We start from the raw sequence: 16,095 nt of genomic DNA, 5'->3' as shown, positions 1-16,095 counted from the left end.
ACGAGAGTTCCCCCGGTGTGTCGCCGGTTCCCTCTGAGTGGGGTTGGCACCTCGAACGCCACACTCGGCGGAAATCTGATGATTGGATTCCTCTGCGTTTACGCGGAGGAGGAGGTCAATTCTCGTCCCGCCGAGCATTACTGCACCCGGCGTCCGGTCCGTTATATGTTAACGAAGCTATATCTCCCGGTCGCGCCTATATCCTCCCATGGCACTGGAAGTCACGTCTCTAGACGAGAGCGTAGTCGACGAACTCGGCGACGGGCTCCGCGGGGACCTGTTTACGCCCGGCGACCCGGGGTACGACGAAGCCCGTTCCGTCTGGAACGGCATGATAGACCGGTATCCAGCGCTCGTCGCCTCGTGTCGGGGGGTCGCGGACGTGATTCGAGCGGTCGAGTTCGCCCGGGAGAACGACGTGGCGGTCGCCGTCAAGGGCGGCGGACACCACATCGCCGGAAACGCGGTCTGCGACGACGGCCTCGTGATCGACCTCTCGCCGATGACGTCGGTGCAGGTCGACCCGGCGGCCGGGACGGCCCGGGTCGAACCGGGCGCGACCCTCGCCGACTTCGACCACGAGGCCCAGGCGTTCGGCCTCGCGACGCCGCTCGGCATCAACTCCACGACCGGCGTGGCCGGACTCACGCTCGGCGGGGGGTTCGGGTGGCTCACCCGCAAGTTCGGGATGACCGTCGACAACCTGCGCTCGGTCGACGTCGTCACCGCGGACGGCGAACTCCGTCACGCGAGCGAGGAGGAGAACCCGGACCTCTTCTGGGGCGTTCGAGGCGGCAGCGGTAACTTCGGCGTCGTCACCGCCTTCGAGTTCGACCTGCACGAGGTCGGGCCCGAGGTGCTCGCCGGCCCCGTGGTCTACTCGGGCGACGACGCCCCGGACGTCATCCGTCACGTCCGCGATTTCAACGCCGACGCGCCCGACGAGTCGGCCGTCTGGGTCATCCTCCGCAAGGCCCCGCCGCTTCCCTTCCTCCCGGAAGACGTCCACGGCGTCGGGGTAGTCATCGTGGTCGCGTTCTACGCGGGCGACGTCGAGGCGGGCGAGGAGGTGCTCGCCCCGGTCCGGGAGTACGGCGACCCCATCGCCGACGCCGTCGCACCTCACCGGTACGCGGAGTTCCAGCAGAGTTTCGACCCCCTGCTCACCGAGGGCGCTCGGAACTACTGGAAGTCACACAACTTCGGTGAACTCTCGGACGAGGCCATCGACACGGCGGTCGAGTTCGCGGCAGACCTTCCGTCGTCGCTGTCGGAGATATTCTTCGGACAGGTCGGCGGTGCGATGGCGCGCGTTCCGGCCGACGCGACCGCGTACCCCCACCGCGACGCCGAGTACGTGATGAACGTCCACACCCGGTGGGAAGACCCCGAGGACGACGAACGGTGCATCGCGTGGGCGCGGGAGTTCTTCGACGCCATGGCACCGTACGCCAGCGGCGGCGTCTACGTGAACTTCATCAGCGAACGCGAGGGCGAGGAGAACCTCGCATACGGCGACAACTACGACCGGCTGGTCGAGATAAAGAACGAGTACGACCCGACCAACCTCTTCCACGTGAACCAGAACGTCGAACCGACCGCGTGACGGTTCGTCCCGTCCCGTCGGTCGATTCGAATCGATCTGCCTCGCGCAGGCGGTGCTCGCACAACGTACACGTCGTCGCGCGACGAAGGTTTCGTCGATGCTCGAACTCGACGGCTCGACCGGCGGCGGCCAACTCCTCCGGACCGCACTCTCGCTGTCGGCGCTCTCTGGCGAGCCGTTCCGGATGACCGGCGTGCGCGCGAACCGGCCGAATCCCGGACTCTGCCCGCAGCACCTCGCCGCCGTCCGCGCGGTGGCGCGCGCCTGCGACGCCGCGGTCGAGGGTGACGCCGTCGGTTCCGAGACGCTGACTGTTCGTCCGGGACCGCTCTCTGGCGACCGGTTCTCGGTCGACGTCGGCACGGCCGGGAGCGTGACGCTGCTCTTCGACGCGCTGCTTCCGCTGGCGACGGCCCTCGACGAACCGCTGGCCGTGACTGCCAGCGGCGGAACTGACGTGAAGTGGTCGCCGCCGATGGCGTACTACCGCCGGGTGAAGCTCCCGCTGGTACGCCGTGCCGGACTGATGGCCGCGGTGGACGCGACCCGGGCCGGATTCTACCCCGCGGGCGGCGGCGAGGCGACGCTGTGGCTCGCGCCCTCGTCGCTCTCGTCGCTTTCGCTCGCCGACCGCGGTTCGCTGTCGGGGCTCCGGGTCTACTCGAAAGCGTCGGACGACCTCGCGGACGCCGACGTCGCCGAGCGTCAGGCGGCGACGGCCCGCGATCGACTCGACGACGCGGACCACGCCGTGACCGAGTGCCGGACGACGTACGTCGACGCGCGGTCTCCCGGGTCGTCGCTGGTCGTCCGGGCGGACTATGACGGCGTTCTCGCGGGATTCGACGCGCTCGGTGAGCGCGGCAAACCCGCGGAGACGGTGGCGACGGAGGCGGTCGAGTCGTTCCACGAGTTTCACGCCGGCCCGGGAACTGTCGACGAGCACGCGGCCGACCAGTTGCTCGTCTTCCTCGCGCTCGCGGGCGGCCGGGTGCGGATTCCGACGGTGACCGACCACGTCGAGACGAATCGGGAACTGCTCGCGGCGTTCGGCGAGCCGGTGTCGCTGGAGCGGTCGGCGTCCGGACCGGTGCTCGCTGCGGACTGAACGACGGGTCGCCCTCGACGTCGGTGACTCGGACTCGCTTGCCGTGTTCACTCGGCGTCTGTCGGCGCTTCAGCGTGTCCGAGGCGTACGTTCCGGTGGTAGTAGCGGTGGGCCGCGCCGGAGATGGCGACCAGCGCGGCCAGCCCCCAGCCGAACGGCGGGACGGCCGCCAGCGGACCGGCGTCGAGCCACGCGACGGTCATCAGCGCGAGGCTGACGCAGCCGAGAACGAGGTAGTACTCCGACCACGGGAGGCTGTTCTGGGGGACGAGTTCGAGATAGATGTCGAGGTCCTCCGCGCGGTCCGTCAGTTCGACGAGGCCGTGGGCGGCGTCGTACTCGACGAACCCCGTCTCGTTCAGCTTCGGGAGGTGTGCCTGCTGGAGCGTGTTGTAGACGCGCTTGCGCTGCTGTGAGGTCACGTCCGCTGCGGGCACGTCGTTCTCCCAGCTCGCTATCCGGGTGGCGCGCGGTCCGATTTCGGCGGGATTCTCGTAGTGTTTGAGATAGTGGAGTGCGTACCGACGTCGCTGGTTACCGAGCACCTGGAAGATGACGTCTCTCGACGGCTTCTCGGACTCGGGCTCGTCGGACGCTCTCCGTTTGATTTCGCTCATCTTCTAACCCAGACGTAAACTTCTGTTCCGTGATGTGTAGTGCAGGCCACTTAGTTTTTCGTGAGCACTTAGCAGAAGTTCTGGGTGACGAAAATACGGCCGTCGTCGGCGTAGTAGACGCCGATTCCCTCCCGTTCCCAGTTCGGCGACAGGAGGTTCCTGCGGTGTCCCGGTGAGTTCATCCACTGGGTGACGACGCCGCGGGCGAGTTGCTTCGCGCTCCGATAGCGGTCCACGGTACCGTTCTCGATGCGAACGCGGCGGCCGAAGTACGTGTAGGCGATGTTCTCGCCCGCGCCCTGCAGACAGAAGTAGTTCGACTCCCGGTAGCGGTCGCCCGGGTCCTCGCCGTCGGGCGAGACGTGCGCGAAGTAGTCCTGGCGGGCCATCTCGACGCTGTGCCCGCGGGCGACGGTGCGGAGTCCGGCGTCGAACTCCAGCGGTGTCTTCCCTCGCTCCCGTCGTTCCTCGTTGACGTACAGGTGGACGTAGAATTCGACCCACCGACGGAACTGCGTCGACGACGGGTCGCTCACGTTCGCGGGTCGGTCGTCCGGCACCGAGACGACCTCCGCTCCCTGGAGCGACTCGACGGATGCCTCGCCGGGGACGGGGTAGCCGGCGACGTACGCGCCGACGAACAGGAGGGCCGCGAGGACGAACGCGACGGGGACGAGCGAACGCATTAGACTCCCCTAACGGCGTGGAGGATGATGAACGTGCGGGCTCGTTTCCTCCGGGCGCGACGAGTGGCCGCTTTCGCTTTCCGCCAACGCGCGCCGTCGGCCGCCGATCGGGCGGACCTGGGGGTAGTGAGCCAGTCGACGACAGTCCAGAATTGTGTCGAGACGCGGGGAGTCAAGTTTACCGCGACCGTCAGTTGGGGTATGAGCAAAGCAACGTTCGAACTGTACCGCGACAAGGCCGACGAGTGGCGCTGGCGGCTCGTTCACGACAACGGCAACGTCATCGCCGACAGCGGCGAGGGGTACGACCGGAAGGCGGGCGCGAGGAAGGGCATCGAGAGCGTGCAAGCGAACGCCGCCGAGGCGACCGTCGACGTGCTCGACTAACCGTCCGAGGGCCGTCGCCGGCTACCGGCCGCCCAGTTCGACCCGGGGGTCGAGGAACGTGTAGGCGACGTCCTGTACGAGATTCCCCAGCAGCGCGCGCGACACCGGAACCGTGGTTACGGCGAGAACGAGGTCGAGTTCCCGGTTTCGGACGGCGTGCAGCGCGACGGAACCGAATCCCGGAATGCCGAAGACCACTTCGACGACGGCGACGGTGACGAACAGCATCGTAAGCGTCCGGACGAACAGCAGCGAGAGCAGCGGTACCGCGGCGTTCTTCAGGACGTGTCGACCGATGGTCCGGGGGTTCGCGCCGTTAGCTCGCAGGGTCTTGACGAACTCGCTGTGGACGTGTTCGGCCGTCTCCGACCGGGCGTAGCGGGCCTGCACTGCGAGCATCCCGACGAGCGAGACGGCGAACGGAAGCGCGACCAGCGGCAGGTTCTCCGCGCTCCACGGCGCGAGGCCGCCGTCGTACGCGAACCGTCGCTCCCAGTCGAACCACTCGTACGCGAGTACGTTCGCCCACTTGGCGAGCCAGTAGCCCGGCACGGCGACGCCGACGTACGCCGTCAGCGTCGCCAGTCGCCCGAGCGGCTTCTCCGGGTTCATCGCCGCGTACAGTCCGATCGACGTGCCGCCGAAGACGGCGGCGAGAAACGCCGGCACGAGGTACGCGAGCGTCACCGACAGCGAACCGGTGAGCTGCTCGGTCGTCTCCGCGTCGAAGTCGAGCGTCGCGTACTTGACCAGGAACGCGACGTATCGTTCCCGGAGCGGTTCGGAGGAGTCCACGACCGGGCTGGGCGACCCCAGGGAGTTCGGCACGGAGATGGCCGACCCCGATTCCATGGCGCTGGGCGGCGGCGCGAACCAGAGCGCGAGGAACGCCCCCGACAGGACGAGGTAGGCGGCGACGGCCGTCCAGAGCAGCCGGCGGGCGAGATACCACTTCACGGTCGCGTGCGACTCACCGGAACGTATTAACGTTTTGCCAGTTACGTTCGTCTCTCCGAGAGAGGCCGCCTCGTGGTCTGTCTCTCCGGGAGAGGCCGCCTCGTAGGCGAGAGGGTCGTGGGTACGTGACACAACCTCAGGTTTTTAGTACCTATAATTATCTCTACAGTATAAAGAATGGGTCGTACATTGTTCCCAAATACGACTTTAACAGAATAATGTACGAGTCGTCCTATAATATCTACAGAACAATGTCGAGGTGTCCCCGGCACGCCCGCGGAACCGCCCTCCCCTCTCCCGAAGCAGGTGTCTCCACCGATGGCTGGTGCATCTAGCGACGGCGTCGTCGCGGAGTCCGTTCGGTGGGAGACGCTGGACGACGACCGACGGCTGGCGACCCCTCGAACGTGGGCGTTCGTCGGCACCGTCGTCGCACTGCTCGTCGCGTTCCTCTACGACTACGTCGTCCTCCCCGAACGACGAGCGACGTTCGCGTGGTGGGACGTGAGCTTGCTCGACTGGCTGTTCCTTCTGGCGCTGGTCGTCTTCGCGTTCTACGTCGTGGTTCCGCTCGCGCAGAACCCCCGGATGACGCGCTACTACTGGCGACAACTCCGGACGGACCGGCTCGCGACGGCGAGCTTCGTGTACGTCTGCCTGTTCTTCCTCGCAGGACTGTTCGGGCCGGTGATCGCTCCTCCCGTCGAGGAGTACATGCTCGCACGCGACGGGGCCTACGGCGGTATGTCCTCGCTGCAACCGCCGGTCGGATTCACCACTTCGGCGTTCGCGACGTCGAACTGCGTCGGAGCGGTGACGAACGACGTGTGCCACGGAACGTGGCTCCATCCGCTCGGGACGACCGGCGCCGGACGGGACGTCGCCCTGCTCATCCTGCGCGGGAGCCGCGTCGCGCTCCAAATAGCGCTGATAACGTCGATGCTGGTGGTGCCGCTGGCGACGATAGTCGGCACCGTCGCGGCCTACTTCGGCGGTCGCGTCGACGAGGCGCTGATGCGGTACGTCGACGTCCAGCAGGCGATTCCGCCGTTCTTCGTCTACCTGGTCGCGCGGACGATGTACCACGTCGAACTGGCGCTGATGATCCTCATCTTCGGCCTGCTGAACTGGGGCGGCGTCGCGCGGCTGGTACGTAGCGAGGCGCTCCAGAAGCGCGACGCCCAGTTCGTGCAGGCCGCCCGGAACGCAGGCTGTAGTCGGCTGGCCATCGTCCGCCGCCACATCATCCCGAACGTCTCGAGTACGGTGTTGACCGCGGTGACGCTCCAGGTGCCGACGCTCATCATCGTCGAAACGACGCTGTCGTTCCTCAAACTCGGCCCCCTCACGGCGTACCGGTCGTGGGGATACGTGATTCAAACAGCTATGTTCAACGACTACTTCCCGACGTGGCTCTGGTGGCAGTCAGGCGCGACCGTTCTCGTCCTGGTGCTCACGACCGTCTCGTTCAACGTCCTCGGAGACGCGCTCCGCGACGTGCTCGACCCGAGGGTCGAGGGGGTGAACGACTGATGGCCGACCCCCTGCTCTCGGTCGAGGACCTGCACACGCGGTTCGACACCCGCGACGGCACGGTCAGAGCCGTCGACGGCGTGAGCTTCGAGGTGGACCGCGGCGAGACGGTGTGTCTCGTCGGCGAGTCGGGGTCCGGCAAGACGGTGACCTGCGAGTCGGTGACGAAGCTCGTCCCGATGCCGCCGGGCGAGATAACCGGCGGTCGCATCGTCTTCGACGGCGAGGACCTCACCGAGCGCTCGGAGGAGCAACTCCGGGTGGTGCGGGGTAACCGCATCGCGCACGTCTTCCAGAACCCGCAGAGCGCGCTCGACCTCGTCTACACCGTCGGCGAGCAACTGGTCGAGGCCGTCCAGTTCCACCGGGACGTCGGCGACGCGGCGGCCCGCCGGCGCGCCGTCGACCTGCTGGAACGCGTCGGCATTCCGAAAGCGCCGACCCGGGTCGACGACTACCCCCACCAGTTCTCGGGCGGGATGCGCCAGCGCGCCGTCATCGCCATGGCGCTCGCCTCGGACCCGGACCTGCTCGTCGCGGACGAACCGACGACCGCGCTGGACGTGACCATCGAGGCCCAGATTCTCGACCTCCTCGCCGACCTCCAGGCGGAACGCGACATGGCGGTCCTCTTCGTCACGCACGACCTCGGCGTCGTCGCGGAGATAGCCGACCGCGTCGTCGTCATGTACGGCGGCAAGGTGATGGAGCGGGGCGACGTTCACGAGGTGTTCGACCGCCCGAGCCACCCCTACACCCGGGCGCTGCTGGACTGCCTGCCGGGACAGGGCCGCGACCTGCAACCCATCGGCGGGTCGCTGGCCGACCCCGTCGACCCGCCGTCCGGCTGTCGGTTCCACCCGCGGTGTCCGCACGCGACCGACGAGTGTCGCCGCGACGGCCAGCCACCCCTCCGGACGGTCGGCGGGACACAACAGGCGTCCTGCGTCTACTACCGCCCGGACCGCGACGAGTCGGTCGTGCTCGGCGAGACCACCTCGACGCGGGGAGGTGACCGATGACGGAGCGACGCCAGCGACCGTCGGAGACGCGGAGCGACGCGCTCCTCTCGGTCGACGGACTGAAGAAACACTACCCGGTGACCGAGGGCCCCCTCCGGCGCGAGGTCGGCCAGGTGCGCGCCGTCGACGGGGTCGACTTTGAGGTGTACCCGGGCGAGACGGTCGGCCTCATCGGGGAGTCCGGCAGCGGGAAGTCCACGGCCGCCACGTCGCTACTTCACCTCGAAGAGCCGACCGACGGCACGGTCACGTTCGACGGCGACGACGTCGGCGCGTACGACCGCGCCGAGCGCAAGGCATTCCGGCGGCGCGCCCAGATGGTGTTTCAGGACCCGACCGCGAGCTTCGACCCGCGGATGTCCATCGGCGAGTCGGTCACCGAACCGCTGCTCGTCCACGGCATGTCCGACGCCGACCGTCGGCGCGCCATCGCCGAGGACCTGTTGGAGCGCGTCGGCCTCTCGGCGGACGAGTTCGACCGTTACCCCCACGAACTCTCCGGGGGGCAGAAACAGCGCGCCGCCCTCGCCCGGGCGCTCGTCCTCAATCCCGACCTCGTCGTCGCAGACGAACCCGTCTCCGCGCTGGACGTCTCGGTGCAGGCCGAGATTCTGGCGCTCCTCGACGACCTCCAGGCGGAGTTCGACCTCTCCCTGCTGCTCATCAGCCACGACATGGGCGTCGTCCGGCAGATCTGCGACCACATCTGCGTGATGTATCTCGGCGAAATCGTCGAACGCGGTCCCACCGAGGCGGTGTTCGCCAACCCCCAGCATCCGTACACCCAGGCGCTGGTCGCCGCCGTCCCGACGCCGGACCCCGACGCCCCCGACCGGGAGGTCACCCTGACCGGCGACGTGCCGGACGCCGCCAGCCCGCCGTCCGGCTGTCGGTTCCATCCGCGCTGCCCGAAGGTCGTCCAGCCCGAGGGCTACGACCTCGACCAGGACGACTGGCGCGCGGTGATGGACCTCCGGATGGCGGTCGCGGACCGCGACGTCGACCGCGCGTCGCTCCGGGAACTCGCGGTCGCCGAGGGCGTCGCCGACGACCCCGAGGACGTCGACGAGTCGGGCGTCAGGACGGCGCTCCGCGAGGAGTACGGCCTGCCCGAGTCGCTCGGGGACGACGCCGCCGACCGCGTGCTGTCGGCCGCGCTCGACGACGTCGTCCGCGGCGACGTCGAGGCCGCCGACGAGCGCCTCCGGAGCGAGTTCGAGTCGGTCTGCGAACGCCGCGACCCCGCGGAACGGGCGACCGGCGTTGGCCACCCCGCGGCCTGCCACCTCCACGACCCGGCGGTGGTCGACGAGAACTGGGAGTGGGCGTCGACGGACTGACTCGCGACCAATCCGCCGTCACCAGTCGCTCCCGAACTCCCACTTGGTCGCGTCCGCCGGGTAGTCGCTCCACGCCAGGACCGTGTCGGGGTGGACCGCGAACGCGGGCGTCCCGTGCGGCGTACCGTACTTCTCCTCGTAGGCCGCGTCGACGCGCGCGAGGCGCTCCTCGTCGGCGAGTTCCTCCGCTTCCCCCTCGACGATGACCACCTCGTCGCCGCTCTCGCGGTGGACGACGATAGCGGGGTTCGCGGCGAGGTTCCGGACCCAGCGCGTGCGCTCGCCGCCGCCGCAGTGAAACCGGCCGTCGACCCAGACGCCCCACACGGGACGGGCGTGCGGGCGACCGTCCGGGAGCGTCGTCGACACCCAGTAGGTGCGGTCGCTCGCCATCCGTTCGGCCACGAACGCCCACGGCAGCATCCTCTCCCCGCTTGCCGGGATGCCGTAACTCGATTCGGTCTCCGGTCTGGTCCGTTCGGCGTCCGGTTCGCTCGCGTCGGGGCGGTTCGCGTCGGCGTCGTCTGGGCCGGGACGGTCAGTCATCCCTGACCCCTACGCGCCCGTCGGAGGAGACTGCTCCGGCCCCGCGAGCGAACCGCTTATGGGTTCGATGGATGATACGCTGGCCATGCGGACGTTCACGACGTTGCGGCACGAGAGGAAGCACGACCTCCCGCCGACGCTCGACGCCGACGTCGTCATGCCGGAGTCGTTCGTCGAGCACTTCCTCGGGGAGTTCACCGACCGGGGCGACGCCGTCCTGGACCCCTTCGCCGGATTCGGAACCACGCTGGCGGTCGCGGAGTCGATGGGTCGCGTCCCCTACGGCGTCGAGTACGAGGCCGACCGCGCGGAGTACGTCCGCGACCGCGTCGACCACCCCGACAACGTCGTCCACGGGGACGCCCTGGAGCTGTCGGCGTACGACCTGCCGACGGTCGACTGCTGTCTCACCTCCCCGCCGTTCATGGTGTGCGGGATGGAGACCAACCCCTTCGAGAACTACGACAGCGAGAGCGACTACGAGTCGTATCTCGACGACGTGAGGCGGGCATTCTCCGAACTCGGGTCGGTCCTGTCCCCCGGCGCGTCCGTCCTCGTCAACGTGGTGAACGTGAAGTACGACGGCGACGTGACGCCGCTGGCGTGGGACGTGGCGGACGCCGTCTCGGAGGTCCTCCACTTCGACGGCGAAATCGTGGTGACGTGGGAGGGCGAGGGGAGCCCGGACCGCGAGGGAGCGTTCGGGTACGGCTACGACCACAGTTACTGTCTCGTCTTCCGGAAGGAGGCGTAGCACGCGGAACGGCCCGAACGCGTCCGTCGCGTGGAACGGTCCGGAATCGTCCTCTCGGCGGAACGTCTCGGGTTCGTCCACTCGGGGAGCGCCCCGAGAGCTGTGCGGTCCCCGGCGGTTGCGAGGACCGAAACGATTTGTGGCTGCTGGTCGACTCGACGGACATGGAGCGAGTCTCCACCGAGGATGCGGAACGCGACGCCCGCGTCGACCGGCACGGGCTATCGGACCCGCTGGGGACGACCGACGTCGCGGTCAACCACTATCGGCTCGCCCCCGGCGAGGGATTTCCCGGTGGGGTCCACGCCCACGTGGACCAGGAGGAGGTGTTCTACGTCGTCGAGGGGGAGGCGACCTTCGAGACGCTCGCGTGGCGGAGCGACGCGGACCGGTCGAGCGGCGAGGCCGCGAGCGAGCGCGGCGAGGTCACCGTCGGCGAAGGCGAGGCGATACGGTTTGCCCCCGGCGAGTTCCAGTCGGGCAGGAACGACTCGGACGGCGACCTCGTGGCGCTCGCGATAGGGGCACCTCGGGACAGCGAGGACGTGCGGATTCCCCTGGCGTGTCCCGAGTGCGGCCGCGGCGACGTGCGCCTGGAGACGGGCGGGGACGAACCGAAACTCGTCTGCCCGGACTGCGGGGACGAGCGCGTCCCCGGCGCGTGTCCCGAGTGCGGCCACGAGGACCTGCGCGTCGCGCTCGGCGAGGGGGACCGGACGGTCGTCGTCTGTCAGGACTGCGGTGCGGAGTTCGAGGACCCGCCGCTCCGCGACTGATACGTCGTCCGGTAGAATCGGCCGGTGGCGACGCCGTCGCCGCCCTGACTTCTACATCGACTCGGGCGCTTCGACGCCGAGGACGTACAGCGCGTTCGCCACGGTGTGTCTGGCGGCGACGACGAGCGCGAGGCGGGCGTCGCGCAGGTCGTCGTCCACGTCGTCGGCGAGCACGGGACACTCCCGGTAGAAGGTGTTGAACGTCTCCGCGAACTCGCGGGTGTAGGTGGCGACCGTGTGCGGTTCGAGGTCGTCCGCGGCGGACTCGACGACGGCCGGGAAGCGTGCGATGACCTCCAGCAGTTCGCGCTCCTCGTCCGCCTCCAGCAGCGAGGCGTCGATGGCGCCGGGAATCGCGCTCTCGCCGCCGGCTTCCACGGTAATACCGCAGCAGCGCGCGTGGACGTACTGGACGTACGGTGCGCTCTGGGCCTCGAAGTCGAGCGCGCGGTCCCACTCGAACGTGATTGCCTTGGTCGGTTGCTTGGAGACGATGTCGTAGCGGACCGCGCCGATGCCGACCTGCCGTGCGATGCGGTCGACGTCGGCCTCCGAGAGGTCGTCGTCGCGGATGCGGTCGTCGAGTCGATCTTCGACCTCCTGGCGGGCGCGGTCAATGGCCTCGTCGAGCAGGTCGTCCAGGTCGACGCCGGTGCCGGCACGGGTCGACATCTTGCCCTCGGGGAGGTTGACGTAGGAGTACAGCACCTGCCGGAGTTGGTCGGTGTCGTTGCCGAGCAGTTCGAGCGTTGCGTTCATCTGCTCGGCCTGGAGCTTGTGGTCCTCGCCCAACACCGTCACCGCGCGGTCGTACTCGTCGAACTTCCACTCGTGATGGGCGAGGTCCCGGGTCGGGTAGAGGCTGGTGCCGTCCGACCGGAGGAACACGAGGTTCTTTTCGATGCCGAATTCGTCGAGTTCGAGTTGCCAGGCCTCCTCCTCGTAGACCGCCTGGTCGAGTTCCTTTAGCCGGTCGACCACGTCGTCGGTCGAGCCGTCGCGCATGAACCTCGTCTCCTTGACGAACTCGTCGAACTCCGCGGGCAGGCGGTCGAGGGTCTCGCGCATCCCGCCCAGCACGGCGTCGACGACAGTCTGGACCCGTTCGTAGGCCTCCTCGTCGCCGTCTTCGAGGCCCTGCATGATGGCCCGGATCTCGGTCTCGGCCTCCTCGACCGCTTCGGGGTCGCCTTCTTCGAGGAACTCGTTGCCCTTGCGGTAGTAGCGCACCAGGTCGTAGTCGGCCTTCTCGCGCTCGGGGGCGGGGAGGTCCTCCTCGTCGAACATCTCGTAGGCCCACGTGAATACCGCCATCTGGCGGCCGGCGTCGTTGACGTAGTAGTGGCGGTCGACGTCGTGGCCCGCGAAGTCGAGCACCCGCGCCACCGCGTCGCCGACGATGGGATTGCGCGCCCGGCCGACGTGGACCGGTCCCGTCGGGTTGGCGCTCGTGTGCTCGACGACGACCTCCTCGCCCGTGGGTTCGAGGCGGCCGTACTCCTCGTCCTGGGCCTGCTCGACGGTGCCCTCGTAGTAGGCGTCGCTCGGCAGGAAGTTGACGTACGGCCCCTGGGCGAGCGCCGCCGACACGTACTCGAACTCGTCGGCGTCGATCTCGTCCGCCAGGTCGCCCGCCACCTCCGGCGGGGGCGCGCCGACCTCTCCGGCGAGTCGGAACGCCGCGCTGGAGGCGAGTACGGCGTCCACGCCCTCCGGGGGCGTCTCGATTCCGAGGTCGTCGGTCGGGAGGCCGAGCGCGTCGAGCGCGCCGTCCATGGCGTCCTCGACTTCCTCCCTGAAGGTCAGGAACATACCGACTCTTTCCGGGTGGGTCGGTAAAGGGGTTTCTGAACGACGCGCTCCCGCGGCGTCGCGGCGCGAGACCGCCGCGGGGAGACGACCGGAGGCGGACCCGTCGAACCCCTCACGACTCTGCTATCGTCTCGACGACCCGCTGGGAGAACTCGACCTGCGAAAGCTCGCCGTCTTCGAGTGCCCGGAGCCACTCGGCCTCCGCGTGCCAGCGACCCACCGGCTCGCCGTCGAGGTCGGTCACCGACCCGCGAACGCTCCGCGGCGTCTCGGTCAGGTCCCGAACCACGTTGATGACCCGACCGACCTCCCGGTGCGGAACCGCGTCCGCCTGCCCGGCTGTGATTGACTCGTACTCGACCGCGATTCGTTCCCCGTCGGCGTCGAGCGACGTGACGTACACGCCGTGGCTCATCAGTCGCCCCTCGAGCTGGTCGGCGTCGAAATCCATGGCCGAGACAGGACCGTCCACCCCTAAAGGATTTCGTGGGAAGAGGTCGATTCGGACGCCGACCGATTCATGCCGGTCCGCTGGCGGGGGTCGTCGGGATTGCCCGGGCGGACGCCGCGGAGCGCGGATTCTCGGCCGGGAGGAAAGAACGTTTTGCATGCTGTCGAGGCAAATGCCACGGGGTGAGAGGGAAAGCGAGAGGTTCGGAACAGCCTCGCTTTTCATAATTGGAGATAGCACGAGAGAACGGATTACGAGGCGTATCAGCGGTTTCCAAGGAGCGAACCCGGTTCATAATCGGCCTCGGTCCCCGCAAGAAGGCTACGGAGTAACCCATGGAAGGGAACTAGGTCGGGAGACGGAGAGTGCGCTGTTTGCTCGGATTGGGGCTGAAGGCTCGAAAATAGCGCGTCTCGGGGCAAATACCGATGTCGGAAACGGCGTCGAAATTCCCTGTTTCGGCGGTGTATATTTTCATAATCGGTTGCCGTCTGTCGATTTTGTCTCTGATTGGATTCTCGAACTCCTCGTACTCCTCGGAACCAGATTCTCAGACGGCGGAGCATCAGCCCCACGTCGACGTAGCCGAGCAGACGCGTCCGTTCTCGACACCCGTATTTTTTCGTCCTAGTTGACCCACAATCTGCGTATTGTAATTCTCCTTGCGGGGATTGAGGCCGATTATGAACTGCCAGGGGATGATGCATTCTCGCTTAGACCCGTAGTAGTGATCTCTGCACACGCGAAACCGATTATGAAACGCCTCTCGTGGGTCTTTTTTCTGCGCCCTGGCGGGCGGGGCGCTCACAATAGATCGGGCGCGCACCTGTGAGGAACCAGACGACGGATAGACCGATTCGTTGCAAACTGCCTCGAAAACACTTGGTCCATAACGTATCGCGTTAGTCACGCGATTTATCCCTGAGAGATACCTGTAGGAGATGGCCAGAGAGGAAAGAACGTTTTACCCTTGGCAGTCATTCGTTCTCCAATGAGTGAATCGGATGGCCCCAAACAGGTAGATAGTCCAAGCTACCACAGCGAGAATCATACCGCTGCTCAGACCTGCGGCTGGACGGCGAACGCGCTTCGCGGCGAAGGAAAGTGTTACAAAAATATATTTTACGGAATTCAGTCACATCGCTGCATCCAGATGACGCCGGTGGTGAAGTGCAACGAGCGCTGCGTGTTCTGCTGGCGGGACCACCAGGGCCACGCCTACGAACTCGGGGACGTCGAGTGGGACGACCCCGGGGCGGTCGTCGACGCCAGCATCCGGCTCCAGCGCAAGCTGCTGTCGGGGTTCGGCGGCAACGACGAGGTGCCCCGCGAGGTGTTCGAGGAGTCGATGGAGCCGCGCCACGTCGCCATCTCGCTGGACGGCGAACCGACGCTCTACCCGTATCTGCCGGAGCTCATCGAGGCGTTCCACGACCGCGACATCACCACCTTCCTCGTGAGCAACGGGACGAAGCCCGACGTGCTCGCCGAGTGCGACCCCACCCAGCTGTACGTCAGCGTCGACGCCGCCGACCGCGCCACCTTCGACCGCACCGTCCGCGCCGTCGACGACGACGCCTGGGAGAAGCTCGTGGACACGATGGACGTGCTCGCGGAGAAGGAGGAGACGCGGACCGTCCTCCGGACCACGCTCGTCGGCGGCGAGAACGTCCACGACCCCGACTGGTATGCCGGCTTCTACGAGCGCGCCGACCCCGACTTCGTCGAACTGAAGGCGTACATGCACGTCGGCCACTCCCAGGACCGCCTGGACCGCGACGCCATGCTTGACCACGAGGACGTCGTCGCGTTCGCCGAGGACGTGCAGCGACACATGCCCGACCACGACGTGCTGAAGCAGGTGCCGGCCTCCCGGGTGGCACTGCTCTCGACGACGGAGGACACGTGGGTGCCGAAACTGCAGAAGGACAGCGAGTTCTGGGGGCGCGACCCCGTCACCGGGGACTGATTCTCACAGCCGTTCGAGGTCCGACTCGGTTCGTTCGCTCTCGACGTTGCCGGTGTTCGTCGTCTCGGTCGGCTCGAACAGGAGCACTTCCGTCTCCGTCTCCGCGACCGGACGATGCTCGACGCCGGCGGGGACGACGAGGAGTTCCCCGTCGTCCAGGACGACGTCCTCCGCCTCGCGGAACTCGATGCGGAGCCTCCCGCTCCGCACGAGGAACAGTTCGTCCGCGTCGTCGTGGTGGTGCCAGACGAACTCCCCGTCCAGCTTGGCGAGCTTGACGGCCTGACCGTTCAGTTCGGCCGCGACGTGCGGCGACCAGCGTTCGTCGAACGAGTCGAAACCGTCGTCGAGGTTCACCTTCTCCATGCGCTCCCGTCGCGTTCGACGGGGAAAGCTCTGGGGCTACCGCGGGGGACCGTTCCGCGAACCAATAGGCTTAGATGGCAGGCTCCGCTACTCCTTTCCGAACTGCTCCTGCCGCGCCCGCTCGCATCACGTTTCCGTTACGCATCACGTTTCCGGTACGCTTAA

Annotated in this window: 16 protein-coding genes; 9 read left to right on the top strand and 7 right to left on the bottom strand. The window is 67.5% G+C overall.

The features are described from left to right. Positions 1-208 precede the first annotated feature (208 nt). Entirely contained in the window at positions 209-1,606 is a 1,398-nt protein-coding gene (locus ACRYA2_RS13000; RefSeq protein WP_433628682.1) for an FAD-binding oxidoreductase, read from the top strand. 97 nt (positions 1,607-1,703) lie between these two features. Beyond that, on the top strand, positions 1,704-2,714 hold the full coding sequence (rtcA, locus tag ACRYA2_RS12995) for an RNA 3'-terminal phosphate cyclase (RefSeq protein ID WP_433628679.1): 1,011 nt from the start codon (positions 1,704-1,706) through the stop codon (positions 2,712-2,714). A gap of 47 nt (positions 2,715-2,761) precedes the next feature. Here the strand turns inward: rtcA and ACRYA2_RS12990 are convergent, their stop codons facing one another. Together ACRYA2_RS12990 and ACRYA2_RS12985 are read right to left on the bottom strand one after the other, a co-directional pair. Further along, positions 2,762-3,331 (bottom strand): DUF7344 domain-containing protein, encoded by a 570-nt coding sequence (locus tag ACRYA2_RS12990; RefSeq protein WP_433628676.1) that lies wholly within the window; start codon positions 3,329-3,331, stop codon positions 2,762-2,764. A gap of 68 nt (positions 3,332-3,399) precedes the next feature. Next, on the bottom strand, positions 3,400-4,017 hold the full coding sequence (locus ACRYA2_RS12985) for a CAP domain-containing protein (protein WP_433628673.1): 618 nt from the start codon (positions 4,015-4,017) through the stop codon (positions 3,400-3,402). A 201-nt stretch (positions 4,018-4,218) separates the two neighbouring features. Between ACRYA2_RS12985 and ACRYA2_RS12980 the strand changes: the two genes are divergently transcribed. Further along, the gene (locus tag ACRYA2_RS12980; RefSeq protein WP_433628670.1) at positions 4,219-4,404 is read left to right on the top strand and encodes an HVO_2922 family protein; all 186 of its coding nucleotides are present in this window, start codon (positions 4,219-4,221) and stop codon (positions 4,402-4,404) included. Positions 4,405-4,425: 21 nt separating this feature from the next. On the opposite strand, the gene ACRYA2_RS12975 is transcribed toward ACRYA2_RS12980, so the two are convergent. Further along, entirely contained in the window at positions 4,426-5,361 is a 936-nt protein-coding gene (locus ACRYA2_RS12975; RefSeq protein WP_433628667.1) for an ABC transporter permease, read from the bottom strand. 318 nt (positions 5,362-5,679) lie between these two features. On the opposite strand from ACRYA2_RS12975, the gene ACRYA2_RS12970 reads away from it, so the two are divergent. From ACRYA2_RS12970 to ACRYA2_RS12960, 3 genes are read left to right on the top strand one after another with little or no spacing between them, the layout of a single operon-like run. Beyond that, positions 5,680-6,894, top strand: coding sequence for an ABC transporter permease (locus ACRYA2_RS12970; RefSeq protein WP_433628664.1), 1,215 nt, complete (start codon positions 5,680-5,682; stop codon positions 6,892-6,894). Continuing rightward, positions 6,894-7,916: an ABC transporter ATP-binding protein gene (locus tag ACRYA2_RS12965; RefSeq protein WP_433628662.1), complete on the top strand. Its 1,023-nt coding sequence runs from the start codon at positions 6,894-6,896 to the stop codon at positions 7,914-7,916. Before ACRYA2_RS12970 ends, ACRYA2_RS12965 begins: the two co-directional genes overlap by 1 nt. After that, a complete protein-coding gene (locus ACRYA2_RS12960; RefSeq protein ID WP_433628660.1) occupies positions 7,913-9,256 on the top strand; it encodes an ABC transporter ATP-binding protein in 1,344 nt (447 codons plus the stop codon). The genes ACRYA2_RS12965 and ACRYA2_RS12960 overlap by 4 nt, the downstream gene beginning before the upstream one ends. Before the next feature lie 18 nt (positions 9,257-9,274). Here ACRYA2_RS12960 and ACRYA2_RS12955 read toward each other — a convergent pair whose 3' ends face one another. Beyond that, on the bottom strand, positions 9,275-9,802 hold the full coding sequence (locus tag ACRYA2_RS12955) for a pyridoxamine 5'-phosphate oxidase family protein (protein WP_433628658.1): 528 nt from the start codon (positions 9,800-9,802) through the stop codon (positions 9,275-9,277). Between the two features lie 85 nt (positions 9,803-9,887). Here ACRYA2_RS12955 and ACRYA2_RS12950 point away from each other — a divergent pair, with 85 nt between their 5' ends. Continuing rightward, positions 9,888-10,556, top strand: a complete 669-nt coding sequence (locus tag ACRYA2_RS12950) for a DNA methyltransferase (RefSeq protein WP_433628655.1) — start codon at positions 9,888-9,890, stop codon at positions 10,554-10,556. A 164-nt stretch (positions 10,557-10,720) separates the two neighbouring features. After that, on the top strand, positions 10,721-11,332 hold the full coding sequence (locus tag ACRYA2_RS12945) for a cupin domain-containing protein (RefSeq protein WP_433628652.1): 612 nt from the start codon (positions 10,721-10,723) through the stop codon (positions 11,330-11,332). Between the two features lie 51 nt (positions 11,333-11,383). Here ACRYA2_RS12945 and argS read toward each other — a convergent pair whose 3' ends face one another. Together argS and ACRYA2_RS12935 are read right to left on the bottom strand one after the other, a co-directional pair. Continuing rightward, positions 11,384-13,144, bottom strand: coding sequence for an arginine--tRNA ligase (gene argS / locus ACRYA2_RS12940; protein ID WP_433628650.1), 1,761 nt, complete (start codon positions 13,142-13,144; stop codon positions 11,384-11,386). Between the two features lie 112 nt (positions 13,145-13,256). Further along, the gene (locus ACRYA2_RS12935) at positions 13,257-13,595 is read right to left on the bottom strand and encodes a DUF8159 domain-containing protein (RefSeq protein ID WP_433628647.1); all 339 of its coding nucleotides are present in this window, start codon (positions 13,593-13,595) and stop codon (positions 13,257-13,259) included. 991 nt (positions 13,596-14,586) lie between these two features. Here ACRYA2_RS12935 and twy1 point away from each other — a divergent pair. Further along, positions 14,587-15,564 carry a 4-demethylwyosine synthase TYW1 gene (gene twy1, locus ACRYA2_RS12930; RefSeq protein ID WP_433628645.1) on the top strand — a complete coding sequence of 326 codons (978 nt, stop codon included), beginning with the start codon at positions 14,587-14,589 and terminating at the stop codon, positions 15,562-15,564. A 3-nt stretch (positions 15,565-15,567) separates the two neighbouring features. Here twy1 and ACRYA2_RS12925 read toward each other — a convergent pair whose 3' ends face one another. Then, entirely contained in the window at positions 15,568-15,930 is a 363-nt protein-coding gene (locus tag ACRYA2_RS12925; RefSeq protein WP_433628642.1) for a cupin domain-containing protein, read from the bottom strand. Positions 15,931-16,095 lie beyond the last annotated feature (165 nt).

Source organism: Halomicrococcus pelagicus (assembly GCF_050954125.1).
This window is presented reverse-complemented; position numbering and strand designations above follow the sequence as displayed.